The sequence below is a fragment of the Paenibacillus sp. FSL R7-0273 genome (assembly GCF_000758625.1).
In the GTDB taxonomy this organism is placed as follows: Bacteria; Bacillota; Bacilli; order Paenibacillales; family Paenibacillaceae; genus Paenibacillus_AQ.
Genome location: NZ_CP009283.1, coordinates 3,880,584 through 3,907,470, shown reverse-complemented (window position 1 = coordinate 3,907,470; position 26,887 = coordinate 3,880,584). Strand labels below are relative to the sequence as shown.

The window sequence follows — 26,887 nt, the reverse complement described above, 5'->3', positions numbered from 1 at the left end:
TGATTTTACCGCTGCTCCGCCATTCCTTTAACAATCCGGTCATTAAGCAGAAACTGGCTTTCCGCAGGAATGCCTTCCACCGCCCATTGCCGAAGGATGTTCTTCTGTACCTTTCCGGATTCCAGCACCGGGAACTGGGAGACGAGATGCACCCGGTCGGGTACCTTGTAATTGGCGATTTTGCCGCGGCACCAGGCTTTGATCTCCCCTTCGCTGAGCTGCTCTCCCGGCTTGGGAATGACAAAGGCCGTCAAGGCTTCACCCAGAATGTCGTCGGGCTGTCCCACAACTGAAACGTCCTCCACCTTATCGAAATTAAGAACACATTCCTCGATGTCAACCGGATAGACGTTGAAGCCGCCACGGATCACCATGTCCTTGATTCTCCCTGCGATACACAGGTTGATCCCATCCTCGTGATAGCATGCCAAATCTCCGGTATACAGCCAGCCTTCTTCATCAATCACTTCACGGGTCTTGGCCTCGTTCTTGTAATAGCCCTTCATTAAAAAGCCCTTGATGGCCAGCTCGCCGATCTCCCCTTTGGGGAGTTCCCGGCGGTCCTTGTCCACAATCTTTACCTCAAAGCCGTCGATGGGCCGGCCCACCGTATTCAGCCTGACTTCAGGCGGATCATCCAGCCGGGTCATTGTGACAAGGCCGGTAGCCTCAATAATGCCGTAAGCGTTAATCAGAGTGCAGCGCGTCGTTTCCTCAATTTTTTTTGCCAGGAACGGTGTGCATAATGACCCGGAAACCACTACCTTCCGCAGGTCTTTGAACAGGCCGGGCCGGCAGTAAGGCATTGCCAGGATCAGGCTCCACATCGTCGGCTGGGTATGGAAAAGATTGATGCCGTTTTTGGCGACATGGCTTAAGATGTCATTGGGATTAAAATTGGAGATCCATTTCATCGTGATGCAGGAGACGAAATAGACAAGTACGGCGTTGAAGCCCTGCGCCGCATACAGAGGGGCGATAGAGAAGCCGATGTCATCCCGGATATCCAGCAGCCTGCCGCCATAATACGAGGTTTCCACCAGGTTGCGGTGGGAGATCATGACACCTTTGGGATGTCCGGTAGTGCCGGAGGTATATCCCAGAATGGCGATGTCTTCGGGGTCAATGGATTCAAGGTTCCGCTCGTCCAAGGGAACTGCGCCGGGACTCAGCAAGCCGGCAAAAGGCATACTGCCCGGCAGCGTCCCTTCACCCAGCACGATATAATTCCGCATTTGCGGCAGCTCAGCCCTTAATCCGGACAAAAGAATTTCATCATAGTTGAAAATACCCAGCGTATCCTGATAAATAATCGTCTCCGCATCGGAGTCCGCCAGAATTCTGCGGATTTCATCCGGCTCATACCGGGTACTGACGGGAACGATCCACGCGCCGATTTTGAAGAGGGCGAAATAAACATATAAATACTCCAGACAGTTGGGCAGCAGCACCGCAACCTTGTCATTCTTCTTCACGCCCATGTCCAGCAGATTTGCGGCAATAGTGACCGAGAATTGATGCAGCCTGGCGAATGTTACCGTTTCATGCTCGAATACGACAGCCGCTTTGCCGGGATAGTCATTCTTCAGCGTGTCCAGCACGCAGCCGATGGTTAACCGCTCATATTGAATCATCCGTTGTTTGCAGCCCCTTTCTCAGTCCAGATAGGATAAATCAAATCCCTCGAAATGGCGCGCGGCCTCTTCTTCATTCAGAATGGCACCGATACAGCCCGGCAGCTTACGCGGACGCTGCATGGCCGTCATGATGTATTGGATATAGTTGAAATTGTTCGCAAAGGAACGGATGCCGATAGCCTGCATAATAATGCCGATAAACGCGCTCGGCGCAAGGTTCGTATTCATCATTTTGTCCGCAAATTCCGGGAACAGCGCCGCTTTCAGCTTCTCGACGCAGACGAACATAAATTTCTGCACCCGGATGAAAATATAATCTTTTTCCTTCTGATACAGCTCGTCGCTGTGAACCAGCTCTCCGTTTAGATAAAACTCGGCCAAGATCGGCGATTTGAGCTTCATATAGCCCTCTTCATCAAAGGTAATGTGGTTGAATACGTCATATAGTACAACCATATAGGAAAGGTCTTCCTTGTCTTTGAAATCCTGCAGTCCAGCAAGATACAGATTTCCCTCGGAGGCGTAAATGTCCACAATGTCCTCTTCATAGAATAACTGCCCGGCTCTGCCTTGCTGCAGCTCTTCCTTATACATAAAGTAAGAGGTGTATATGCCGCTCATGATCTCAAAAATATGAAAGCATTTGAACCTGTCGAACCGCAGCCGTGCAGCGAGCTTCCGGTCAAAGGGCTGGCCCTCGAGCTCTTCCTTCAGCCTGCTGTCCAGATAGTCTTTTGAGCAGAGAACGCCCTTACCGCCGTTGAAAAGATCATCTACCAGCGCCTCCCTGATAATGCCCTCCGGACTCACCGTCAGATGGATCATAAAGGAGAGGGAGACGTCCTGCTTGCGCATACGCGTAATATCGCGCTGCCAGCCGATGATGCGCAGGTTGCCTTCCTCGTCCATTTGCAGATTGGTGCCTCTGGCGCGGATCATGGGCACGATTTTGTCCATGCAGGTGTAGTTGCCGTAGGCCACCTTCTTGCGGATGATTTCTTTATCCAGATGCTCCTTGACGATCAGCTTGGGCACCGGAAAATTCGTTACTGTCTGCATCGCTCTCCCCCTTCCGCTACCATACGATGTAGGCTGCCCCGTAGGTCAGCCCGCAGGCGCTGCCCAGCAGGAGAATGGAATCACCCTTGCGCAGCAGACCCTGCTCCTCCGCCATGCACAGCCCGATTGGAATATTGGCGCTGCCCATATTTCCGTAATCCGGGAAGGTGTTGACCGGAAAGACTTTATCCGTCTGTACCTCCAGCTTGTTCAACAGGGAATTGGTTATGTTGCGCCCGAGCTGATGGGAGAAAATATAGCTGATCTCGTCCTTCACAAGCTTATGCTCATCCAGAAAGCGGTACACGAACGCCGGCATGTCCCGGATGACGCCAGCCGCGATGCCTCTGCCGTCCGCCCAGCTCATAAAGTCCATTCCATCAAAACGGGGGCCGGGCATGCTGATCTTGGGCGAAACATACAGTGAGAGCTCCCAGTCCGCATGATTGCGCTCCTCGCCATAACAGATTACCGATTTATCGCCGCTGTCTGCTGTCAGAAGCATGGCTGCGGCGCCTGCTCCGGCGAAGAACAGGTTCATTTTGTAATCCGCTTCGGCAAGCGTGTCCACTCTTCCGGTAAAGTTAGAGGCTTCCAGCAGCTCCAGCGGATTTTCACTCGTCACTACCAGAATACTGCGGTATTTGCCGGAATTGATGTACAGGCTGGCCAGCTCCAGCGCCTTCAGAAAGCCGTTGCAGGTATCGTTGATGTCGTAATAATTTCCGCGCTGCATCTCCAGCTCATGCGCCAGTATAATCGAATAGGAAGGCTCCCGGAACGGGTTGCATACACCGACAAAGAGCAGCAGATCGATATCGTCCGGGGTCATGCCTGCTTTGGCAATGGCTTCGCGGGACACCCTGACGGCCATTTGGACGGAACCCTCTTCACTGTAATCCAAAGAGCATGAGCGTGTGCGGATTTCCAGAAAATCGAGCTTCCGCTTGCTGCCGTACACCAGTTGTTCGAGATCATCCTTGGGCAGATGACTGAAATATTTTTCTGCGAACAATTCCACGATTTCCCCGTTCGTCAGCCGTCCGCCCGGAATCACATAGGCCAAGGATCGAATGGACAAATTCAACATGAACAAGCTCCCTCCACACAGTCAATTAAAATCCGCTTTGTACTCCATCGCCAAGACTCCGGTATTTAATGAACAGATCATAGGCTTCGCCCAGCGTGCGGGTCATCACTGTATCCTCTGCGCTGAACAGAACCTGATATTCCCGCTCCAGCCGCAGCATTGCATTCACAAGAGACAAGGAATCCACCCCCAGCTCCAGCAGCAGATTGACCTCGCGCGTGAGTCTGGAAGCGTCAATGCCGAGATATTCCGCAAAAATATGTTGAAACTGTACGAAGCTTATCGTTTCCTCCATTTTTTCACCCGCTTACTGTATGGTTTATTTGAGTTTATTCATTAATAGCGGCAGCGCGACAAACAGATCGGCTGCAATACCGTAATGGGCAGACTTGAAAATCGCTGCTTCTTTGTCCGGGTTAACCGCAATGACAGTGTCCATCCCCCGGATGCCTACTGTATGCTGAATGGCTCCTGAGATGCCGACAGCGATGTAGATTTTGCCGCTTACCTGTCTGCCGGTCAATCCGATCTGCCTGGAGCTGTCCATCCAGCCCTGATCGATAACCGGACGGGTCGCGCCTATGTCCGCCCCCAGACAATCAGCAAGCTCACGCACGAGCTCCAATCCTTCCTTCCCGCCGACGCCCCTTCCTGCGGCAACGATGATGCTGCTATTTCCGGAGGAAGGACGTGCGGCGGCCTCGCCAATCGTTTCGATAACCGAGGTGCGCAGATGTACGGGAAGGACAACCGGACGATGAATGACAATCCCTGTCCGGCTAGGATCGGGTCTTCCCGGCTGCATAACGCCGGGGCGGACCGTAGCCATCTGCGGCCGTGCCCGGGCGCAGACAACCGTAGCCAGCAGTGCTCCTTCCCTGGCGGGCCTGATCTGCAAAAGCGTCCTGTCCGGCAGGCTGATATCCAGGTCTGTGCAATCCGCGGTAAGCCCCGTATTCAGCCGGGAAGCCAGCCGGGCCGCAATCGATTTGCTATGTATGGCCGAGGGCAGCAGCACAATTTCCGGGCGTGTGTCTTCCAGAAGCTGGTGCAGCAGTCCGGTATAGATCTCTTCATTAACCGGCCACAGCCGCGGATCATCGAGGACGTATATTTTATGCGCGCCATGGCGGATACAGCCGCCGCTGAATGCTTTGCAGCCGCTGCCGATGAGCGCAACGGAAATTTCGGTGGCAAGCTGCGCGTTCAGCCGGCAAGCCGCGCCCAGCAGCTCATAGAGCACCGGCTGCGGACCCGCAGGCCCGCATTCCGCGATAATCATGATCCCCCGGTCCTCATTGCTGCCATACTGCCGATCCATCATCATATGCTCCTTTCGCCGCCACAGGAATGGAGCAGCTGCGCCGGGCCTCTTTCCCCCGGCTTCATTTGTCTGAGCAGCAGCTCTGCCACGACCCCGATCTGCTGCTCCAGGCTATCGCCGCCCGCAGCGAACGGATTCTGCGGGGAGATAACAGCGCTTGTCGTTTCCTTAACCCGGGTGGGTGAACCAGCCAGGCCGCATTGCTCCGGCGGCAGCTTGAGGTCCGCAGCGTTCAGGCGTCTGATGGTGCTGCGGTTCGCCTTGAGTATGCCCCTGACTGTCGCCATGCGGGGCTGGTTCATTCCGTGGTGGATGGTAATAAGAGCGGGTAACAGCAGCTCTATGGTTTCTTCTCCGGCGCCGGTATTCCGCCTGCAGATGATGCGTTGTCCATCCAGATGCAGGATCCCGGTCACATGGGTAGTGTGGGAGTAGTCCAGCTTCTCGGCAAGTGCAGGACCGACCTGCCCCGTCTCTCCATCCACGGAATGGCTGCCGCAAACCACCAGCTCCGCCTTGACTTCCGCGGACAATCCGCGCGCGATTACGGCGGCGGTGGCCAACGTGTCCCCGCCCGCAAATCTTTTGTCTGACAGCAGCAGCCCTTTGTCTGCACCAAGCGCAATGCAGCCCTGCAGCACCCTGGCCGCAGGCTCCGCGCCCATGCTGACCACAGTAACCTCGCCGCCCGCCGACTCGCGGATCCGCAGCGCTTCCTCAAGCGCAAACCGGTCAGCCGGATTCAGCGCAATTCCTTCCCGGGGAAGGCTGACCTGCTTGACGCATACAGCGATCCGCAATTGATTTGCTTTATGTGCATTCTCCATGCAGGATTAGGAGCTGCGGCGTAAGGCGTCCAACATCGGTTTGATGTTCTCCGGACGCACATCGTCGCAATCCCGCACCATTTCCTCTGCCATCGCCTTGCCCATAAAAATACGGGTCATTTTTTGTCCGATCCGCATCGTAGTCTTGTCCTTCTCCGCCAGCTCCCCGAACACGAACCGCCCCTCCAGCGGATAATATTGGATTGCAGAGCGGATTTTTTCGGGAACGCTTTTATGGTAGTTTTTTACTGCCGCTTCGCTTTCCACAGGGGTTTTGGAAACGGAGAAGAGGATCACTTTTTTATTCTGGATACGGGGCCAGATTTTCTTCAGATAATCACCGGCCACCAGTTTGCCCACCCGGACATAGGTGCCGAGAATAATGGTGTCATACCCGTCTGCCTCGGCCAAATCGAACTGGTCAATATCGGCCAGAGCCGCGCCAAGCTCCTTGGCAATCCATTCCGCATATTGCCGCGTACTTCCATAGACACTTGTATAAAGCACCAGACTTTTCATAAGTGAACCTCCCAAATGGTTGTGAATTTGAACCTTTAAAGTGCTCCAAATAAACAAAGGGCTTTGTCATTCCGGCAGTGTCATTTGAGTCCGTTAGCATACAGCCCTGCCGGAAGCTGCGGAAGACTGTTATGAATGCGCTCAAGCAGCCGGTCCTCTTCTCCGGGGGCAAAGGCTTTTGCCGGCAGTACCATGCTGAATATATATTCCTCGCGCAGCACAGATAGTGACAGGAACTGCGGGAAGTTGCAAAAACGTCCTACAACGCCATATTTCCTCCGCTCCAGCGTCTTCACCTCGAACAGCTCGGTTGCAACCGTAAAGCCGGTCAGCAGCACCTTGGACATTGCTTCCTTTGCCGTCCAGAGCAAGGTCAGAAATGCGGTCTGCCCCATATCCTGCTGAGGTCCTGAGCTAAGGCGCTCCTCCTCTACGGAAGTAATCCTCCGCAAAGCGTCCCTCGCCTGCTCGCTGATAAGCTCAATATCCACCCCTGCAAGCAGCCGCTGGTCAAAGGCAAGCGCCGCACCAAGGCTGTCGCAGTGGGTAACCGTGATTTTGCGGGAGCTGCCGGAGACGACGGGCTGGTTCATTATGCCGTGTTCAATGGCGATAGCGGACAGATCATCAGCTTCTCCTGCCAGTGCCAGCTTGGCGGACAGCTTCCCCAGTAAATAGCTGCAGCGGCGGCGCGGATATTGAAAGCGGGCATACTCCGCCTGTTCGGACAGGCTCAGATAATCTGCCGCAGCCGCTTCAGGAGGAAGGGCAGCCACAGTCAGTCGGAAAGAAGCGGAGGGCTCCACACCTTCCAGCTCAAAAGCTATATTCCATACTCCCTCCGCCCAATAATCCGCATAACGGCGAGTAAATGAAGAGTACCGCATGCCGGGTCACCTATCCTTTCTCCCACGGAAACCGTTTGTAGCGTACATAGTTTTGGATGCCCTCCCGGACCTCCGGCGATGCCGTCAGCTTGTCGATCTCTGCGATCGCTGTTTGCTCCATCGTTTCGTTGATGATCCACATCTGCTTGAAATAGCTTTTGATTTCCCGGACGGTTCCCGGGGCAACACGCATGATTCTCCGGTAAAGCCTTGAAATTACGGCATCGGGATCGGAAGATACTTCATCCGCCAAACGCCAGTGCAGCGCTTCTTCTGCGCTCAGCGGCAAGGTGGTCAAGGTCATTTTGTAAGCCTGCCAGTAACCGGTCCTGCGGATCAGATAAGGGCTGACCAGTGCGGGGATAAGTCCCCAGATGGCTTCCGGCAGTGCAAAGGTGGAACGGGGCGTAGCGACAACATAATCGCAGGCGGCCGCAAGCCCGACTCCTCCGGCCAGTGCCTGGCCGTCCACTTTGGCGATGACGATCTTGGACAGCCCGCTTATGGTCTTCATCGTGCGCAGAAAATCGGCTGAAGCCGGAGCGGCTTGCCCCGCTTCACTCCCGTTTTCTTCATCAAAGGCCTGGAAATTCATGCCGGTGCAGAAAAATCCCGCTGTTCCCTCTAGCACAATAGCTTTGCATTCTTCCCGTTCGTCAAGCGCAGCCAGGGCATGCAAGAGCTCGGCCACAAGCGGCGCGGTAAGGCTGTTCTTGTCCTCGGGGCGGCTTAGCCGGATGCTGTACAAGCCTTCAGACACATGGCTGAGCACTAGCGTGCGGTAAGTCATTAGTCCGTTCAGCTCCATGCGTATTTCCGGTGGAAATCATCGACTTCAGTCAGTACAAGATAACCCTTACCTTTGAAAAAATGCTCGTATACCCGGCTGAAGCCGGAGAAATCTACCTTCTTGTCGCGGATCCCGAACAGCCACTCCACATTCTGGTCCAGAATCTGCTCATACTCATCGAAGCTCAGCTCATAGCGGCTGTCCAATTGCCCGCCGATGTTCATCACTCCCAGCTTAGCGGCTGAGTCCGGCCCGATCACTCCGCTGTAAAATTCCGAGGAGCAGCCGGAGCCGTACGAAAACAACCCGACCCTGCGGTAGTCGTCCACCGGCGCATGGTCAATCAGGCTGCATAGGCCTAAATAAAGCGCAGCCGAGTACACATTACCGACTTGCATCCCGTAGATGAGTGCAGGAGCAACTCTTTTGTCAAAATCTTGCTGGACAGCGGCTCCCCTGAGCTTCATTTCATCGTGCATCAGCTTGCGGTGCGCGCCCTTCACCATCCCGCCGAACGGCGTATGGAAGGCCAGATAATCGAAGGTTTCCAGGAAATGAACGCCTTCCACCTTCTGCTTGTAATTCTTATAGGAATTCTCCAGGCAATCGAGGTAGGACAACAGGGACAAATCCGGATTTCCGGTCTCGATCTCCGGGAGCGGCCGGCAAGTATCCATCACTTCATAGCTGTATTGTCCGGTGGCCCCGAAATCCAGTTCCAGAATATCCGGTTTATCACTGATCAGCATGGCTATCGCGCCTACTGCCTGGGATGGTTCCCCATAGGTGCTTTTGGCAGCGGCACGGGCCACGTCTGTGGCTATTACTAGCGCCTTTGCTCCCGGAGATACATTGGATGCGACGAAGCACGCTGCCATGTGCAGACCCGCCGTTCCCCCATAGCACGCCTGTTTCAGCTCAAACAGGCGGCAGTTGCGGCCAAGCCCCAAATAATCATGGATATATGTACTTAGGGATTTACCGAAATCAACGCCGGATTCGCTCGCCGTAATGACGAGTTCAATCCGGTTCTTTTCTTCATCGCTTAAAGCATCGATGATCGGCTTTGCGGCGTTGACTCCATTGGTAACGGCGTCTTCACATGCTACGCCCACCGATTTGCGGTCCATCATCAGATTGTCGAACCGGCTGAGATCCAGCCCTCTGCCTTCAAAGATGCTGCGGGCCGAAATCGATGCCGGTCCTCCATAAAAATTAATGCTTTCAATTCCTGTCCGCATTCAGCACGATCCTTTCCTGAAAATAATCCCGGTGTTGATACCGCCAAAACCATATGAGTTACTCAGCGCATACCGGATATCGGCCGCCTCCGCCTTCTGTGAAGCGAAGCGGTGCTCCATGCTTACCGGCTCCTCTAAATTAATCTGCGGATGAAGAAATCCCCCCTGCATCTGAATGATGACAGCGGCGGCCTCCACTACACCGGCGGCATAGAGGCAATGGCCTGTCAGCGCCTTGGTTGAGTTGATCCGCACCTGTTCCAGATGTTCTCCGAATACACGCCGGATAGAGCCCAGCTCGGTTATATCTCCGAGCGGTGTAGAGGTTCCGTGGGCATTGATATAGTTAATGGAAGAGGCGGACAGCCCCGCACTGCGGAGCGCTTCCTCCATCGTTCCTGCCTGCCCTTCCTCATTGGGATCGGACAGGCTGTGTCCGTCAAGCGCCGCTGCGCCGCCGGCTACGATTGCCACCTCCTCCGCCTGGCGGGAATAGGCACTGTCCGCGCCTTCGAGGATGAGGCAGGCTGAGGTCTGCCCTAGAATAAACCCTTCGTGGCCCCTGTCAAAGGGGCGGCACGCCTTCTGCGGAGCCCCGTCGAAGCTGTTTCCGCCATAGGCGCCGATGTTGATGTAGCCCTGAATCTCCAGCGGGGATAAATCCGCCGCGGCTCCCACTACCATGCACACATCCACGATGCCGAGCTGAATCCACCGTGCGGCCTGCAAAATGGCTACATTGCCGCTTGCAGAAGCCCCTCCGACGGTCATGCCTTCGCCCCGGATGCCGAACATTTCACTGAGTACGCCGATCTGGTTGGTATCCATATAGCTAAGGGCATAGCGGGGATGCAGCAGCCCGGGCTGTTCAGCGAATTCTCCGTAAGCCGAGTAACCGGTGGCTGGGGAGATATTGCTGCCGGCGACGATGATGCCGATTCGCTCAGGGGCAGGACTGTATTCGTGAAGCCCGGCCCGGCTCCAGGCTTCCGCACCAGCCACGGCTGAAGCTTGAATCGACTTGCCTGAAATTTTGAATAGTCTGCCTGAGGGCCGGCTCAGAAGCGGTAAGTATCTGTGAAATTCCTCTTGAAGCTGCTGCACATCAAGCTCCGCTCCGATCAGCGGCTTGCCGCCGGGATACGTAAGTCCGTGCATATAACCAATTGCACTGCGCCCTTCCCGCAGATTCCGTTCGAAGCTTGAGATATCGCTTCCCGCCGCTCCGGCCAGGCCGATCCCCGTGACGGCGACCGGCCTGAGCTGCTGAAACCGGTAAGCGGAGCCGCCGCTAGAGGTTCTCATGCAGGTAATCTACAACCTCTCCGATGTTCTTAAGATTACCGAACTGGACGAGCGGAATTTTCAGCTGTAGTTCGTCCATCGTATCGGAAATGATATCGAAGCGGTCGATAGAGTTAGCCCCCAAATCCTTCATGCTCACTTCTCTGCTGATCCGTTGTGCATCCAAATCAGGCAGGATGTCCAGCATTTTATCCTTCATAATTTCAAATATCTGCTCTTTGCTAATCTCCGCTTTATTCACAGGGCAATCTCTCCTTTGGCTATAGTGGCAGCTTCATCCATCAGCTTCGCGGCGATGTCGCCGACTTTGCGGTTCCTCCAGGCTTCGAGCGGCGTACCCTTCACCCATTGATTGAAGGCTCCGGCCGCCGGCCCGCACATAATGCTGTAATTAACCTTGTTGGCGGTTTCTCCGGAAGTAGCCGTCTTTCTGCCGTTTTCGATATACCATTTAAAGACGGCAGCGAGCTGCTGCTTCGGATCAACGTTGACGGAGGCCAGCTCCTCCGGAGCCATCTCCCGCTTGCATTCTTCAAGAATGGATGTCATCGTCCGGCCGAAATATTTATCCTCCAGCTGACTTCTGGTTTTGGCTTCGAGCTGGCCGATGGAAGCGCAATTCCGGTACAGCTCGTATAATTTGTTGGCTCTTGCCGAGAAGAACAAGCCTTTCTTAACGACCTGCGCCTTGCCGCCCAGCTCGAACAGTTCAACTGAAGGCACATAGGCCATGTCATAAACATTGACCTGCTCCAGCACATCCTTAACTTCAGCACTGGCTCCGCTTTCCACCGTGCATTGATTAATTGAGCCGGTCAAAATAAAATCAGCTCCCATCAGGAACGTTCCTGCCGCTGCTTCAGGCGTTCCGATGCCCCCCGCTGCGCCGATATGGATGCCGCTTGCCGCCGCGAACTCACGCGAGACTTCACGCCGCAGGCGGATGACAGTCGGCAGCAGGCTTAGCAGATTGGCCTGATCTGTCGGACCGGCCGAATCGCCTGCGGCGCAAAGATCATCCGCCACCGGCACAAGCCTGGCCAGCTTTGCTTGCTCCGGTGTGATGCTTCCTGAATTCAGCAGCCTTTCGACGATGCGTTCCGGCGGCGGCAGCATGAACATTTTGGCGATATCCGGGCGGCTGATCTTGGCTATAATCCGGTTATTGGCTTGAACCGTTCCGTCGGGAGCTTGAGTAAGTCCCAGAATACGGTACTTCACCAGAGCCGGGGTTAGGGTCAAGTAGGAGGTTGCTTCAATTAATTGAATTTTTTCCTGCAGCAGCGTATCGATCAGCCGTTCCTCTCTGGCGGAATAGATCGGATGATACATCACGGTTACCCCAAAGGTACCGGTGTTCCCCAGCGCGCTGCGGATGCCGCGGATCGAGCCTTCCAGCTCCGGCTTAGACATTCCGCCAGCTCCGAGAAACGCGAGGCAGCCAGCTCTTGCCGCCGCCGTTACAAGCTCCTGAGAGGAAATTCCGCCGTTCATGCCGCCCATGACATAGGCATATTTCAGGCCGTAACGCCGCTTGAAGCCGGAGCTGCCTAAGCCTGTTCCGGTGACAGCTGCTGCTGCTTCGCTGTGAAGAGGCTCAGCCAATGTAACTATGCTTGCAGGAATAATAGATGTAATATTCGTTGTTACAGGAATTGAATCGTCTTTGCGCTCAAGATCGCCGGCCATGAAAGAGGGACCCGGATCGGCCGGAGCCTCATATGCAGGTACCGGCATGGCTTTGGATATCGCAGGCGCTTCGGTCACAGGCTCTTTATTGGCGGACATTTCCTCGGGAACAAGCTCAATGGCCGTAAGCTCCGCAGACACTGCTGTTTCCTCTAAGGTGATATCTGCCGCAGACTCTTCGTCGTGAATAATTAGCGGCTCCGCTTCTCTTTTAATTTTGCTGACCAGACCGGCGATTACATGGCCCGGGCCGAGCTGTTTCAGCTCTATTTCCGGATGTTTCCCCATCAGATAGCGTACGGATTCCGTCCATTTTACGCTGCTGAGCATTTGCTCGGTCATGTAATGAACGATATTGTTCACAGTGTAGGGTCTGGCTGTCAGGTTGGAAATGACGGGCATCTTCGGTGCCGCAAAGTTGAACTGCTCGAGGAACTGCTTGAACTGCATGGCGGAATCGCGCATGTACCGGGAATGAAACGCTCCGCTGACGTTCAAAACCACATAGGCTGCTGCGCCGTTGCCCTCAAAAATCTCCTTGGCCGCCAGGATATCCTCCTTTAATCCGGACAAGGCAATTTGCGTAGGGGTGTTAAGGTTGGCGACATCAAGCCGGTCCAGTCCGTACCGGGACAAAATCTCGCGGATCGCTTCTTCCGTCAGGCCGATGACGGCAGCCATGCCGCCTCCGGTTGCCGTATTCATCAGCGCGCCTCTTTTTTGTACAATCCTTAGTCCGGTTTCGAAATCAAATACGCCTGCAGCAAACAAAGCACTGTATTCACCCAGACTGTGTCCGGCAGCAAAATCGGGACTTTCTCCGTACTCCTGCTGATCCTTCAGGTAAGACAGTGCATTGACCACATAAAGCGCTGGCTGTGTATAAGCCGTAATATCCAGCAGCTTGCCGCTGTTCTTAAGGCAGAGCTCTTCAATTGAGTAGCCCAGCACCTTGTCGGCAACGGCGGTATATTCCGGAAACTCCTGAAACAGCGAGCCTCCCATGCCAACCGATTGTGCGCCTTGCCCCGGAAATAAGTAAGCTTTCATCTTCGCCTTCTCCCCATCCCTTGTAAGGTTCATCTGCCTGCAAAAAGCTATAGTCTCATTCAGCTTCTTCAGATCGCTGCCCATCGGGGTAATGATGGACTTTGTTTTTTTGGATTCCGGAGGGGCCAGAAGATTCCTGCAGAAGTTCTCCAGCGTTCCTGACGGCCCCAGATCCAGAAAAACTTTCGGATTACCATCTGCGGCAGCCTGTAATGCGCCCCTGAAATTCATTGGCTGTCTCAGCACATCCCAGAGAAAGCAGTCACCGATACGTCTTACGCTCCCGCCTGTCATGGCTGAATAGACCGGGATTTCAGGTAAGCCGTATCTACAGCCGTGCAAAATACCGCAATACGGCTCACGGAGTCCGTCGATGGCTGAGGAGTGAAATGCATAATTGACGGGCAGCTTCAGGCTGGCGGTATTTTTTTCTTTTAAAAATTGCTGAATGTTCGCGGCTTGCTCCCGGCTGCACGCAACGGTGAAATGCTTGTCATAGTTTACAGCGATCAGCTCGGCATTCTCATTGAGCGCCGTATGCTCATGGTACAGCCGCTCATTGTCCAGGATGGCGATCATCGCACCGGTTGTGCATGTTAACTTCAGCAGCTCCACTTGTTGGACGATAAGCTTCAGCGCCCGTTCCGGCGGCAGCACCTTTGCAACAGCCATGGCAACGTATTCTCCAAGGCTGACGCCCAGGACATGACGGGGACGGACACCGGCAGCGATCAGCGCTTCGGCCAGTGCATATTGAACCATGAAGACAGCAGGATGCGTATAAAAAATGTCATCAAACCGCGAACCCTTCCGCTTGGTATTATGATAAAGCTCTTCCACAACGCTTTTTCCGGTCAATTCCCGGAAGCTTCCGTCCAGCAGGTCCATCGTTTGGCGGAAGACAGGATTTGCGTCGTACAATTCAAGGCCCATTTTGTTATACTGGGAGCCTTGTCCGGAGAACATAAAAACCGTTTCGCTCTGCACTTTTGTACCTCCCGGAATCGAACATCTCTTTATTTAAAATCAAAAATTCTGGTATTGTTCTTCCGGTTCCTATATTTTACAAAATGATTAATATCATCAATCTGGAAATAAAGATTCTTTTTATACAAATAGCTCATTTCCCTGCCGGGAGGCTCTCCGAAGGAATGTCCCGGGTACACCTGTACATTGGCCGGGATTAGTGAGATCAGCCGGTGGATACTGTAATACATATCCTCTGCCGACCCGCCCTCGCTGTCGCACAAGCCGCAGCCTTCGATGAATACTGTATCCCCGGAGAACAGATTACCGCCGGCCCAATAGCAGACGCTGCCCTGAGTATGGCCGGGTGTGACGAGACAGTTAATGAGGGTATCGCCGATACGGATGCGTTCCATGTCCTCCACGGTTTTTAACCGGTTGCAGCGGTAACGGTAATACTCAGCCTCTCTTTTGGAAAGATAGACGGTAGGCTGATAGAGCATTTCCAGCTTGTTCACCATATTTGTATGGTCAAAATGGGAGTGGGTGAGCAGCACCGCTTCCAGCGTTGCCCCATGCTCGTTCAGTTTATGTACAAGCTGCGAAACATCCCAGGATGGATCCACAACAAAAGCTTTACGGGAGGATTTGTCGATTCCGAGATACGCGTAATTCACAAAGGTTATACATTGCGTCTTAATGGTAAACAAATCATAGGTTGCTTCCATTTCCGCCTCCTCTAAGGGATTACCTGTCATATTTCCACATATTACCTTGTTAATCTACTAAATTATCAGCTAATAGCTCCACTAATGTCAATGAATGTTTATGCTGTATAATGTTAAAAATCATCTTATTTTATTGAATATTTATTGATATTGGGCAACAGCCAGCACACAATCTGCCTCAAACCGCCCGGCATCGCTATTCGGAAGCACTTGAACCTCCCCGAAGCCGGAATCGGAGAGCACCTTTTCCCAGGCGTACGGATTAATGACCGGTGATTTGTGCCGTAGATTATGATCCTCGAAGACCCACCAGCCCTCGGCTAGCCCCCAGACCATATCTACCCAGCGCTGCGGCTTGCACGCTTCAATCAGCATCATGACCCCGCCCGGCACCAGAAGAGGCTTCAGATTGTCCACTGTTCCTCCAATGTCTCTGGTTGCGTGAACTACGTTCAGACCGAGCACGGCATCAAAGCTGCCCGGTACAAATCCCTGAGCCTTCGGGTCTTTGGTAATGTCAAACGCCTTGAAGTTCAGGCAGGCAAATTCAGGGTTCTGCCTCGCCTTGCCAAGGAAATATTCGCCGATGTCGGTAAACCAGTAGTTGACGTTGGCGCGTTCTGCAAGGGGAAGTAATTGGCGGGTCAACAGGCCCGTTCCTCCCCCTACCTCAAGAATATTGATTACCTTTCCCTGCTCCGCACCGTCAATCAGCAGCGCAAGCGCATCATGAACGACTCCGGCATAGACCCGCTCTTTACCATGCTCCACTGTATCCTGATTGCTCTGCTCCAGCGCCTCCGAGCTTCCTTTCGGAAAAAGCACGCTGACCGCAGGAATCCGGCCGCTGAGCGCCTCTTTGTACTTCCCGACGCAGTAATCCAGAAAGACAAGCATGCCTTTAAAATCGGGATAGCTCTCCAGACAGGCTTCGTACAGCGGCTGGGGATCGGAAACTGCAGACGGGGCTGCAATAAACTTCACCCGGCTGTCCATCAGCTTCACGATGCCATCTTCCGCCAGCATGTCGATCATGGAGTCCAGCAGTCTGGTGTAGGCTGCAGGCAAATGGAGATGCTGTGCCCACTCTCTCCGGTCGTGGATGGTGCCTGGGCTCACGTCAATGCCGGACTCCTTCAGGAACCGGTAAGCATAGCCCGTGCACAGCCGGTTAAGCTGTTCTTCAAGCCCCCCGTAGCATTCCAGTCCGCGAATCGACAGCTCCGCCGTGCGCCGCTGCTCGAAATCGAGCATTTGCTCCAGGTTGTCCTTAAGATTAAAAGAGCTTTGCCCGCAGTTTCCGGAAAGAAAGCCGGCTACCGCGCGGTTAAGCTGTTCATGGTGCGTCATAAACAGAAAATGCGCCGCATCTTCCAGTTCCAGCATCTTCGCTCCCGGTATGCTTGCTCCCATTACTTTGGATTGACGTGTATTGATAATAGTGTCGTTTCTTCCGTAGACGATCAGTACGGGTGCTTGGATCTGTGTGAGAATATTCAGGGTCGAATAACTTTTTTGGTTACCCGGCAGATAATACTCCATGTATTTGGTAAAAATCTGCTGATCAATACTCTTTCCGCATTCCAGCAGCTCCAGGTAATCGGTTCCGCCTGGCACCGCCTCCAGATCCTGGCGCATCGCATCATCCGCATTCATTTTCGGATTTTCATTGACAATTTCGTATATGGAGCTGACCAGGATGAGATGTGATACCCGCTCAGGATACATTACACTGAAGGTCTGCCCGAGCAATCCTCCCCAGGACAGGCCGATGAAGGCAACCGGCTCTGCTATGCCCAGGCTGTCCAGCACCCCGGCGACAATCTCCGCCCGGCCCTCCAGCGTGTAGTCGCTGATATCCTCGCTGAGGCCGCAGCCCGGATTATGGATACAGATGAGTTTATAGTTATGCGAGAAGTATTCAAGCTGCTTCAGTACCATCGGTGAAGCCATACCAACCCCGCCAACAAGAACAATCGGCTGGCCTTGACCGGATAAGACCACCTCCATGCTGTTGCCTGACGGCGTGTCAGCCAGCAGATGAATGTAACGGTGCCGGTCCTCCTTCATTTCTTTCAAGGAATAGGAGCGGTAGCGGCCGGACCCGGTTCTGTTATCGCGAAGTTCACTCCAGAACCGGAGGGGAAAATGATCCGTGCTGCCGATTAGCTGCAGGCCATGCGGAATGGCCTGATTTGTACCGGTTCCGCTTGGAGCCGGATTTTGTTTCGCTGTTGTGACATCTGGCGCAGCTGTAATCGCAGGCCGCTTGGCATTCCCCGTTTCTTGGGGCTGCTGAACCCCGGCTGCCTGGGAAGGCGTTTCCGCTGCTGCGCCTGCCATAGCGTATACAACGGCCGGTTCGGCGGGATTAGCATGAGACTGTTCCAGCAAATACCTGCTCAGCTCATTGATCGTGTCATACTCAAAAAAGGCATTCATCGGGAGATCCACCTTGAGGCGTTCGGCGATATGGCTGTGGAACGCCGTAAAACTGATGGAGTCAAAGCCGAAGCTCTTCCAGTCGGTATCCGGATGAATTTTGGCAGCCGGAACCTTTAGCACTGCCGCAACGCCGTCAACCAGCACTTTTCTGATTAAACGGTCCAAACCGTCCTGCGCGGCTGGAGCCGCATCAAGCGGCTCCGCCGGTACAGGCTGTTGTTTGCCCCGGATCATAACCAGCGCCTCTTCGGGTGTCAGCTCTCCGTTCTCCACCATTTTCAACAATTGCATTCTCGAGTAACTGCTCATTCCAAGAGATCCCCCACCAACATATTTAGATTTTCTGCGCTGATTTCCCCTTTATGCACCTTGGTCAGCCACATCAGGAGCTGCTCGTCATTTAAGGCTTCCGGTTCCTCGGCCCCCTCTTCCGGCCCTTTCTCCGGTATGGTTCCTCCCGGAATCCGGTCAGGTCCAGGCAGCCAATAACGCTCCTGGTCAAATGCATATTCCGGCAGCGGTGTCTTACGTATGGCATCTTTGTACCAGAAAGGCCAGTCGACAGCGACGCCCTGCACCCAGAGCTGGGCGATTTTGTCCAGCTTGCCGGACTGCATCAGCCCGTTTATGAAGAGCCTGCTTTCCTCACCGTCGAACAGCTTGCCAAGCGGAGAGCGTGTGCTGCTCTGACCCTCGTATATTCCCGGCAGCTCCTTGTTTCCGGAGATATAGGCTCCCAGCAGTTCGTGCAGCTTCTCCAGGCTGTCGGTCACAAAAGCCGCCCGCTCGCTGAATTCGGTGCGTCCGGTCTGCAGGCCGCAGGCAAGCTGCTCAAGGGAAACCGGGGCAGCGCTTCCGCCGGCCCGGGTCTCCCCGCCTGCCCCGCTTCCCGCATAATACGCAGCCACAGCTTCACTGTCATGCTGCAGCAGGAACATAACCAGGCTGTTTAAAGAAGAGAAGCCATACAGGGAATCTTTGAATTCCAGATGATACTTTTCTTTGAGCCCCTCCAGCAGCCGGACATTCTTTACTGCGTCAAGGCCGTATTCCTCAAGTACGGCATCGGCATCGATATCCTCCGGCGCCAGCCCCATAACGGCGGCGAACAGATAAACAACATCCTTCCGTACAGCCGTTTCAAGAGCCGGGACCGCCTGATCGTTGCTTGCAGTGCTGGCGTTGTCAAGATTGCGGGCTACAAACGCCTGTAACCGGCGGCTGTTCTCCAGCAGGCTGCTCCGGCTTTTGGCCGACAGCACAATTAGGCTTTGGCTCCGGCTAGAGGCAGGCATGACCACAGGATCATTCCGGTATTCTTCCAGAATAATATGCGCGTTGCTGCCGCCGACTCCGAACGAGCTGACGCCCGCCCGGCGCGGAATTTCCCGGCCGCGGGCATCGCTCAGCGCCTCCCAGGCAGCTGTTTCCCCGGCAATGCGCAGCCCGGTGCCCTCCAGCTTGAGGTAAGGATTCGGTTCATTGAAATGCAGGTTGCCCGGAACCTTCTTATGCTTCATGGACAACAGCACCTTGCAGATACTCGACATGCCGGCCGCCGATTCCAGGTGGCCGATGTTCGTCTTGACCGAGCCAAGGACACACTCAGGCAGCTCTGATTCCGGCTTGTCCCATGCCCGGTACAGCGTCTTGAAGGCTTTCTTTATTCCTTCAACCTCAATCGGATCACCAAGGCTTGTCCCCGTGCCGTGGGTTTCAATGTAAGTTACGGTGGAGGGATCGATGCCCGCACGCTCATGAGCCTGAACAATGACATCCGCCTGCGCCTTGGCATTGGGCGAAGTAATCGAGTTGGATTTGCCGCCATGATTGACCGCTGTCCCGCGGATGACCCCGTGAATGTAATCCTTGTCCCGGATAGCCGCCGAAAGCGGCTTAAGCAGCAGCGCTGCAGCTCCCTCCCCCCGGACGTAGCCGTCGGCGTTCTTATCGAATGTTTTACATTTGCCGTCTTTGCTGAGCATACCCAGGCTGCTGCCTGCAATGAACAGATTCGGGCTTGCAATCAGGTTGATGCCGCCCGCCACCGCATAGATGCAGTTGTCATGCCAGATCGACTCCGCCGCCCGGTGAATGGCTACCAGCGAGCTGGAGCACGCGGTATCCACAGGCTCGCTGGGTCCGCTCCAGTTGAAGAAGTAGGAGATCCGGTTGGACAGCATCGTCCGGGTCAGCGTTGTGGCGATATCCTCTTTCAGCAGCAGCTCCTGGTAATCACCATTAGATACGCCAATGAAGACGGAGGTGCGCGTGCCGGCCAGCGCATCCGCCGTATATCCCGCATTCTCCAAGGTATGCCATACCGTTTGCAGCATGTGGCGCTCCTGCGGGTCCATTTTCTCCGCTTCCATAGGCGAAATACCGAAGAACAGCGGATCAAAGGTATCGATGCCGTTGACAAAGGCACCATATTTCACATCCGTTCTGCCGGTCCCACTGCGCGGGTCGCCAAACCGGTCCTGCCAGTTCCAGCGGTCCGCCGGAATTTCCGTAACCATATCGCGCTTCGCTTCGAGGTTGCTCCAGAACTGGTCCAGATTATCCGCGCCCGGCATCGTGCCGCTCATGCCGATAATGGCGATCGGCTCTCTGGCTTGCGGCGATATTGGCAGGAGGGCTCCGGAAGCGGCTCCGTTTCCGGAGCGGGCAGCACCTGAGCTTTCTGGCACTCCTGTCCTTACATCCGGAGCCGGAAGCAGCGTTCGGAACGCATGTTGCGTAATGGCCTTCTCCATCTGCGGTACATGATCTGCGCCGTCGCGATCAGGAGCGGGTGCTTGTCCGGCGGTATTTCTTGTGAGTAACGGTTCAGCCGCCTGGAAATGCCGGTCAATGGCCGCTCCGTATTCCTCATAAACAGCTTCCGCAATCGCCTCCGGGGTAGATTGCTCAAAGAACAGAGTCGGTGTGATCTCCACGCTAAAGGCGCGGTTTATTGCATTGGACAGCTCTGTGAACGAAATGGAGTCAAAGCCCAGTTCAGCGAGATCCGAGTCGCGGCTGATTTCACTGCGGTCGCTCTTGAGAATTCCGGCCATTATACCGATCAGTGCATCCGCCAGCTGCGGAACCTGCGCCTGCCGGGAAACAGCCGGGGCCGGTTGCTTTTCTGCAGAGCGGATGCTTTCCCTGCGTGAAGAGCGGGTAAAGGCGCCAATAAGCTTGTCCCGGTCGCCAGCCGCCGCCATAACTTGCGGTTCATTCAGCGCCAGACTGTACCCGAAGGCCTGAATGCCTTCGCTATCTGACATAGGGCGCATACCGAATTTGTTCCACAGCAGTTCACCGGTAGCTGAATCAATCTGCATGCCGCCATTTTGCCAAATCGACCAGTTCAGTACCGTATCGCTTCTGCCTAACCGTCCGTTCATTAATGCGACATAATGATCCAGGAAGCTGTTCGCGTAAGCGTAATCGCCCTGCCCTATATTTCCGATCAGTGAAGTGGAGGAAGAGAAAGGAACAAACAGCTCCAGCTCCTCCATAGCCAGCGCTTCATATAAATGCACTGTTCCGTATACCTTGGGATTGAGCACCTCTTCGATTTCCGTCAGCTCTTTCTTGCCCCAAAGGGAATCTCTAACCACACCGGCGCAGTGGAATACGCCGTTCAGTCTGCCATAGGCTGCTTTGGCCGTGCGGACTGCTTGAGCCGCAGACACCGGGCTTGCCAAATCCATCTGAATATAGGTTACTTCTGCACCCAATGCCTTCAGCTCGTCCAGCTTCGCTCCGTCCGCGTTTGGACTTCTGCCGCAGAGCACAAGCTTCGCCTGACAGGCTGACGCCAGGTATTTGGCAAAGATAAAGCCCAGCCCGCCCATGCCGCCGACTATCATATAAGCGCCGCCCAGGGCCAGCTTCGGCTCCTGCGGGCTTACGGGCTGCATCGGAACCAGTTGACGCACAAACCGCATGCCGTCTTCATATTTCACTTCCGGTGTACCATCGCTTCCAGCCAGCTCATCCTTCAGGATAAAAGCAAGGGGCGTATCGCCTGTGCAATGAATCACACTGCCCAGCAGTTTCGGGTGCTCCAGGGTGAGCGAGCGGAAGAATCCCGCAAGCGCACTGTATTCAGCAGCGGACTCTTCCTTTTGATAAAAGCAGCAAAGCCTGGCTTCATGTCTAAAACGATAAGCGGATAGCCATTTGCAGAGCTGGAATACCGGATAGATTTCCCGCTCGATCCGCTCCTTCAGGCCTCCTTCCCCGTCATTGCCCAACCGGCACACAATCCGCAGCCGGGTTTCATCCGTAAGGCCGCATTCCGCAGCCAATCTGCCGAAGTCTCCAGCGAGAGACGGGTTAATACGGTAATGCCCGGCGTCAATTTTCTTGAAATGCCCGCCCCATTCAATGCGGACGGCTTGCCCTGGAGCAGTGCCTGCAAGCTGCCGGGTTTCCTCCAGGCCGGCGTTAATCAGGAGCAGGCGTTCTTCCTTATCACGGGCAATTAACGAGGGTTGAAGGGCAGCCTGGGCCCATTCCGTTTTGAAATAGACAGCGGATGTTTCAGGGGACGGCGCGCCTTGAAGTGCACCTGCCTGGAACGGCCGGATCGACAGCTCCTGCATGCTGGCTATCACCTCACCCGCCGTACTCAGGAACAGAATATCGAATTTAAGCCCCCGTGACGCTGACTGCTTCACATAAGCAAAAGCAGGCCTGATTGAAACGTCGAACAGCTCAAGCTGTCCCAGAACAAACGGCACATACAGTACATTGCGGTCAATCCTCCCTGTCTGATAGGCAAAAGCCACCGCGGATTGCAGGCCGCCGTCAGTCAGCGTCGGATGCAGCAGGAACTGGTCCAGCGTCTGATTCAGGCTTTCGGGCACTCCGAGCCGGGTGATTGCTTCCTCCTGATTGCAATGCAAAGCTCGGATACCCTGGAATCGGCTGCCGAGCTCTGCCCCCAGATGTCCCAGCAGCCCATAATAGGAGCGGGCCTCGGTTTCACCGCCGCTGCATCTTGCCAGGAGTGCTTCGATATCGTACTGCTCCAGCGTTCTCTTTTCCGCGCCGGACAGTTCCAGCCTGCCTTGAGCATGATTGGACAGTTGACCGTCCTGCGCAGAGCTGATACGGAAGTCTATGCCTTGGGCATCAGCCTGAAGGACCGTTCTTACGGTCTTCGGCTCCCGCTCTACGATGACCGGATTGGACCATACAACATTGCGGATCGCTGTTACGCGTCTTCCCGGATCTGCCAGTTCTCCGGCTGCCCGCAGCATTTCCAGATACACTACACCCGGCAGCACATGTCCATGGTCGGAAAGATAAAACTCACTTCCCTGAAAAACGGTTTCGAAAGCCTGCTCGTACAACGTCGATACATTGCAGCTGACCAGCGCATGCAAGCGGGAAAGGGAGTCTTCTTCCACCCGAGCAGCGGCTGGGGCTGGGAGTTCAGCTTCCTTGAGCGGCATCCAGTAACTTGTTTCCGCAAACGGATAGGTTGGCAATCCGGCCCGCTTGTGCGGCCGCTGTCCACCGTAGAGCTCTAGCCAGTCGATGCTTGCCCCGGCTGTCCAGGCCCCCGCGAGAGTGCTGGCATCGTTCGAAGAAAGTGCCCGTGCAACATCGCTTGCCGCCGCAGATTTGGCACCAGGCGCTGCCCCCGGCTTTTTGGCATTGCCGGTAAACAGCCCGTCCGTTTGCCGGGCATCGCAGAATGCCGTTAGCTGATGCCGTAGCTCATCAATGGAGCAGGCTACCGCTGCCAGCCGCTCCTCCATCTCTTCACGCCCGGTCTGGAGCGTATAGGCGATGGAGTGCAAATGGTCAGGCGTCTCAGAGTCCAGATAACGCATGAAGCGAGCCGCATATTCGCGCAGACGGCCGCTGTTTCTGGCGGAGAGAATAAACAGTGCAGGCTGGCCATAAGCCCCTGCGAAACGGACTGCCGGCTTCTCCATGTACTCCTGGATGACGGCATGGGCATTGGTTCCGCCGAAGCCGAACGAGCTGACGCCCGCGCAGCGGGGCTGAACCTTGCCGGATTCAGCCTGCGGTGCACCCCATTCTCTGCTGTCCTCCAGCACATAGAACGGCGATCCTTCAAGCTGAATATAAGGATTCAATTCCCTGAAATGCACATTGCCGGGCAGCTGCTTCTTCGAGAGGGCAATCAGAACCTTGATGAACCCGGCGATTCCGGACGCAGGCTCCAGATGCCCGATGTTGGATTTTAATGCGCCAAGCCCGATTGGTTGTCCGCTGCCCGGTGTCCTGTTCCAGCGGCGGTAGAGTTCGGCGAACGCTTTTTTCAAGCCGCTGATTTCAACCGGATCACCAAGCTCTGTGCCCGTCCCATGGGTTTCAATATAGGATACGGTCCCCGGATCAATTCCTGCCTCTGTGTATGCCTTCAGCAGCAGCTCCGCCTGGGCGTCCGGATTAGGCGCGGTCAGGGAATGGGCCCGCCCGCCATGATTCACAGCCGTACCTTTGATCACGCCGTAGATATGGTCGCCGTCCTCCACCGCCTTTTCCAGCGGCTTCAGCACCACAACACCGACGCCTTCGCCTTTGACATAGCCGTTCGCGCTCCGGTCAAATGTCTTGCAGCGCCCCTCTGGCGAGAATACGCCCATCACACCAGCGCCGACATAGGTATTTGGATCCAGCATAAGGCTTACGCCGCCGGCCAGCGCCAGCTCGCTTTCATGATGCTGGATCGACTTAACCGCCCGGTGAAGTGCAACAAGACTGCTGGAGCAGGCTGTGTCGACCGATTCGCTCGGCCCTTTGAAATTGAACAGATAGGACACTCTGTTGCTGAGGAGCGCGGTCGCGTTGCCGATACTGGACTGGGCATGCACCTTGTCCATATTGGCAGACAGGAGCTGCTGGTAGTCGGAGAACTGGACGCCCGCAAACACGCCGACCTGCCTGCCGGAGAGCTGCGACATTTTGTAGCCGCTGTCCTCCACCGCTCTCCAGGCCGCCTGGATGAACAGTCTCTGCTGAGGGTCCATCAGCTCCGCTTCGCGCGGGGAAATCTGAAAGAATTTTGCATCAAACTGGTCATGTCCTCCGATAAAGCCGCCCCAGCGGGAATTGGTCTTGTTATCCTGCTGTGGATCGGTGCTGTAATAAGCTTTCCAGTCCCAGCGGTCTGCGGGGATCTCCCGTACCTGGTTCTCGCGGCCGTCCAGGAAACGCCACAGCTCTTCCGCTGTATCCGCGCCGGGTAGCTTGAAGCTGAGACCGACGACGGCGACATCGCGGGCTGTTTTTTCCGCCGCCGGCTGCCCGCCGGCTTTTTTGCGGCCCTGATATTTACTGGAAAGGGGCTGTAAAGCCGGGGCCGGGTCTGGTGAGTCTGTGAAAATGGATTGCCCCTCGAACGGAGACATTGGCGCGGCTGGCGGCCCGCTGGACAATGTGCTATTGGGCTGAGCAGAAGGCTCCTCCAACGATGCCGCATCCCACTGGCTTACAACTGCCGGACCTTCGGGCACAGCTCCGCTCTTACCCGCATAGTAAGCGGCGACTTCTGTACTGAAATCCTCCTCCGCCAGAAAGTGTGCCAGCTCATTCAGCGTAGTTTTGGCAAAAAACACAGCCGGAGACAGCTCAACGTCATACAGCTCACTTAATCCGTCGGCATATTCCTTCAATGAAATAGAGTCGAAGCCGAAATCGCCCATATTTTCATCCATATCGAGCTTCCCGGTCTGCGTCTGCAGAACCTCCGCCGCCAAACGAAGCACATCATGCTTAACCTGCTCTTCGAGGAGCACTCCATGCTGCTGGCCCATTTCTTCCGGTCTATAATGCTTATCCAACTTGGTTATCCCCCCTTTAGCTTGACTTTTGCCGTTAGGCTTGATTAGGTTTAACTGCGGCGCCAGCTTGGAACGTTCCCCATAAATCACTGCCGTCTGCCCCCGTCCGTCCGCCATAACTGCTTCAAAGCAGCCGATTCCCTGCTCCGCCGTCAACTGCCCGATGCCCGAGGCTTGCAGATACAGCTTTTCTGCCCCGTTTTCGAGGTGCATGCCCCCCGCCTCCCAGAGCGGCCACTGGATGCTTATACTTTTGCCGCTGCGCATCCCCTGTTTAACCAGACCCTCGCGATATTCGCAAAAACGGTCCAAAAACCGGTTCGCTACCGCATAATCCCCTTGGCCAAAATCCCCGATCAGCGAAGAAGTAGACGAGAAGACGGTGAAGAAATCCAGCGGCTCCTCCTTCAGTGCCTCATCCAGCGCCAGGACTCCGTCCGTCTTGGGTTGCAGAACGGATGTAAACTCATGGGCCTCTTTCTGAAAAATTAGCTGCTCACTCGCTTTGCCCGCCGCATGAATGACGCCATTTATGGCCCCGAACTGCCGCTTGGCCTGTTGAATGGCCTGCTTGACGCTGGACCGGTCTGCAATATCGCAGACGATATATTCTGCTTGCGCCCCATAGCCGCGCAATGTTTCCAGCTTCAGCTCAAGCGCGGAGTCAGGTGTGCTTCTTCCGAGCAAAATCAGTCTGGAATGGTATGTACGGGCCAAGTGGCCGGCCAGAATCATGCCTAAAGACCCTGCTCCCCCGGTTATGAGATATATACCTTTGTTTTTTAACAAACCGGCTCTGTCCTGCAGCGTAATCTCGCCCAGCCGTTTTTCCCTCCGCAGCCCTTGCTCATATCGCACTTCATGGGTAAAAGGGTAGCTGAGGCACCGGATTTCTCCGCGCAGAATATCCGCCAGGGCATAACCGGCATCGCGTACCTCCACCTGGGTATAACGCAGGCGCGGATACACCCGCTCCAGTGATTTGCCGCATGCGCCCAGCGCTTCTACATCCAGCCGCTCCCCGTCTCCGTTCATGGAAACGGACAGCCACCGGTTGTTCAGGCGGAGCTTCAATGCATGGAAGGCTTTGATCCAATAAAACATACTGTCTATGGCGTATGCCGCATTTCCGGCCGCTGTTTCGATCGTCTGCCCTTGATTCCACAGCATCGCTACGCAGGCAATTTGCGGGAACGTCTTCGTCACATCGGACAGCAGAGCGGTGTAATCTGCTTGTTCCCGCCGGTTAACCGAGTAACAGCGCTCCGTTTCCTGGCTCAGGGATGCTCCAAGCCGTACCGTAACGACTGTGTATTCATCGGCCAGCGCGGCAGCGGCACTCCTGGTTTCCAAAGTGTCTGCCTCCACTACAAGCAGCAGTGTTCCCGGCTGCCTTTCCGCCGCAGCTGTTTGCAGAGCAGGGGCGGAATCCGCCCACTGCTCCTGAAAATAGATTATGTCCTTCTGTTCATCCGGTTTGCCGAGGCTCATTATGCTGACCACCAACCTATGT

Annotated in this window: 16 protein-coding genes; all 16 read right to left on the bottom strand. The window is 55.1% G+C overall.

Annotated elements, in window-relative coordinates; all coding sequences use genetic code 11:
- Nucleotides 1-5 precede the first annotated feature (5 nt).
- The 16 genes from R70723_RS16555 to R70723_RS16480 all read right to left on the bottom strand — a co-directional run bounded on the left by R70723_RS16555 (nucleotide 6) and on the right by R70723_RS16480 (nucleotide 26,865).
- Nucleotides 6-1,634 (bottom strand): class I adenylate-forming enzyme family protein, encoded by a 1,629-nt coding sequence (locus tag R70723_RS16555; RefSeq protein WP_039873525.1) that lies wholly within the window; start codon nucleotides 1,632-1,634, stop codon nucleotides 6-8.
- Between the two features lie 21 nt (nucleotides 1,635-1,655).
- Nucleotides 1,656-2,696, bottom strand: coding sequence for a hypothetical protein (locus R70723_RS16550; protein ID WP_039873524.1), 1,041 nt, complete (start codon nucleotides 2,694-2,696; stop codon nucleotides 1,656-1,658).
- Between the two features lie 16 nt (nucleotides 2,697-2,712).
- Nucleotides 2,713-3,786, bottom strand: coding sequence for a 3-oxoacyl-ACP synthase III family protein (locus R70723_RS16545; protein ID WP_081957403.1), 1,074 nt, complete (start codon nucleotides 3,784-3,786; stop codon nucleotides 2,713-2,715).
- 25 nt (nucleotides 3,787-3,811) lie between these two features.
- Nucleotides 3,812-4,081, bottom strand: coding sequence for an acyl carrier protein (locus R70723_RS16540; RefSeq protein ID WP_039873521.1), 270 nt, complete (start codon nucleotides 4,079-4,081; stop codon nucleotides 3,812-3,814).
- Between the two features lie 24 nt (nucleotides 4,082-4,105).
- Nucleotides 4,106-5,113 carry an electron transfer flavoprotein subunit alpha/FixB family protein gene (locus R70723_RS16535; protein ID WP_081957402.1) on the bottom strand — a complete coding sequence of 336 codons (1,008 nt, stop codon included), beginning with the start codon at nucleotides 5,111-5,113 and terminating at the stop codon, nucleotides 4,106-4,108.
- On the bottom strand, nucleotides 5,110-5,937 hold the full coding sequence (locus tag R70723_RS31625; RefSeq protein ID WP_047171145.1) for an electron transfer flavoprotein subunit beta/FixA family protein: 828 nt from the start codon (nucleotides 5,935-5,937) through the stop codon (nucleotides 5,110-5,112). The genes R70723_RS16535 and R70723_RS31625 overlap by 4 nt, the downstream gene beginning before the upstream one ends.
- A 6-nt stretch (nucleotides 5,938-5,943) precedes the next feature.
- Nucleotides 5,944-6,456, bottom strand: a complete 513-nt coding sequence (locus tag R70723_RS16525) for a flavodoxin family protein (RefSeq protein ID WP_039873520.1) — start codon at nucleotides 6,454-6,456, stop codon at nucleotides 5,944-5,946.
- A gap of 80 nt (nucleotides 6,457-6,536) precedes the next feature.
- Nucleotides 6,537-7,343 carry a 4'-phosphopantetheinyl transferase family protein gene (locus R70723_RS16520; RefSeq protein ID WP_052421347.1) on the bottom strand — a complete coding sequence of 269 codons (807 nt, stop codon included), beginning with the start codon at nucleotides 7,341-7,343 and terminating at the stop codon, nucleotides 6,537-6,539.
- A gap of 10 nt (nucleotides 7,344-7,353) precedes the next feature.
- The gene (locus R70723_RS16515; RefSeq protein ID WP_039878884.1) at nucleotides 7,354-8,133 is read right to left on the bottom strand and encodes an enoyl-CoA hydratase-related protein; all 780 of its coding nucleotides are present in this window, start codon (nucleotides 8,131-8,133) and stop codon (nucleotides 7,354-7,356) included.
- Between the two features lie 8 nt (nucleotides 8,134-8,141).
- Nucleotides 8,142-9,374, bottom strand: coding sequence for a hydroxymethylglutaryl-CoA synthase family protein (locus R70723_RS16510; RefSeq protein WP_039873517.1), 1,233 nt, complete (start codon nucleotides 9,372-9,374; stop codon nucleotides 8,142-8,144).
- A complete protein-coding gene (locus R70723_RS16505) occupies nucleotides 9,375-10,679 on the bottom strand; it encodes a beta-ketoacyl synthase N-terminal-like domain-containing protein (protein ID WP_047171144.1) in 1,305 nt (434 codons plus the stop codon). It lies immediately after the preceding gene.
- Nucleotides 10,666-10,920, bottom strand: a complete 255-nt coding sequence (locus R70723_RS16500) for an acyl carrier protein (protein WP_197071782.1) — start codon at nucleotides 10,918-10,920, stop codon at nucleotides 10,666-10,668. Before R70723_RS16500 ends, R70723_RS16505 begins: the two co-directional genes overlap by 14 nt.
- The gene (gene fabD, locus R70723_RS31620) at nucleotides 10,917-14,405 is read right to left on the bottom strand and encodes an ACP S-malonyltransferase (RefSeq protein ID WP_052421345.1); all 3,489 of its coding nucleotides are present in this window, start codon (nucleotides 14,403-14,405) and stop codon (nucleotides 10,917-10,919) included. Before fabD ends, R70723_RS16500 begins: the two co-directional genes overlap by 4 nt.
- A 29-nt stretch (nucleotides 14,406-14,434) precedes the next feature.
- Complete coding sequence (locus R70723_RS16490) at nucleotides 14,435-15,112, bottom strand: MBL fold metallo-hydrolase (RefSeq protein ID WP_039873516.1); 678 nt, start codon at nucleotides 15,110-15,112, stop codon at nucleotides 14,435-14,437.
- Nucleotides 15,113-15,253: 141 nt separating this feature from the next.
- Complete coding sequence (locus R70723_RS16485; protein WP_179088001.1) at nucleotides 15,254-17,848, bottom strand: alpha/beta fold hydrolase; 2,595 nt, start codon at nucleotides 17,846-17,848, stop codon at nucleotides 15,254-15,256.
- 14 nt (nucleotides 17,849-17,862) lie between these two features.
- A complete protein-coding gene (locus tag R70723_RS16480) occupies nucleotides 17,863-26,865 on the bottom strand; it encodes an SDR family NAD(P)-dependent oxidoreductase (protein ID WP_039873511.1) in 9,003 nt (3,000 codons plus the stop codon).
- Nucleotides 26,866-26,887: the final 22 nt, after the last annotated feature.

Coding starts and splice junctions, on each gene's coding strand:
- R70723_RS16555 (WP_039873525.1), bottom strand. CDS start 1,634: ATGATTCAATATGAGCGGTTAACCATCGGCTGCGTGCTGGACACGCTG.
- R70723_RS16550 (WP_039873524.1), bottom strand. CDS start 2,696: ATGCAGACAGTAACGAATTTTCCGGTGCCCAAGCTGATCGTCAAGGAG.
- R70723_RS16545 (WP_081957403.1), bottom strand. CDS start 3,786: ATGTTGAATTTGTCCATTCGATCCTTGGCCTATGTGATTCCGGGCGGA.
- R70723_RS16540 (WP_039873521.1), bottom strand. CDS start 4,081: ATGGAGGAAACGATAAGCTTCGTACAGTTTCAACATATTTTTGCGGAA.
- R70723_RS16535 (WP_081957402.1), bottom strand. CDS start 5,113: ATGATGATGGATCGGCAGTATGGCAGCAATGAGGACCGGGGGATCATG.
- R70723_RS31625 (WP_047171145.1), bottom strand. CDS start 5,937: ATGGAGAATGCACATAAAGCAAATCAATTGCGGATCGCTGTATGCGTC.
- R70723_RS16525 (WP_039873520.1), bottom strand. CDS start 6,456: ATGAAAAGTCTGGTGCTTTATACAAGTGTCTATGGAAGTACGCGGCAA.
- R70723_RS16520 (WP_052421347.1), bottom strand. CDS start 7,343: ATGCGGTACTCTTCATTTACTCGCCGTTATGCGGATTATTGGGCGGAG.
- R70723_RS16515 (WP_039878884.1), bottom strand. CDS start 8,133: ATGACTTACCGCACGCTAGTGCTCAGCCATGTGTCTGAAGGCTTGTAC.
- R70723_RS16510 (WP_039873517.1), bottom strand. CDS start 9,374: ATGCGGACAGGAATTGAAAGCATTAATTTTTATGGAGGACCGGCATCG.
- R70723_RS16505 (WP_047171144.1), bottom strand. CDS start 10,679: ATGAGAACCTCTAGCGGCGGCTCCGCTTACCGGTTTCAGCAGCTCAGG.
- R70723_RS16490 (WP_039873516.1), bottom strand. CDS start 15,112: ATGGAAGCAACCTATGATTTGTTTACCATTAAGACGCAATGTATAACC.
- R70723_RS16485 (WP_179088001.1), bottom strand. CDS start 17,848: ATGCAATTGTTGAAAATGGTGGAGAACGGAGAGCTGACACCCGAAGAG.
- R70723_RS16480 (WP_039873511.1), bottom strand. CDS start 26,865: ATGAGCCTCGGCAAACCGGATGAACAGAAGGACATAATCTATTTTCAG.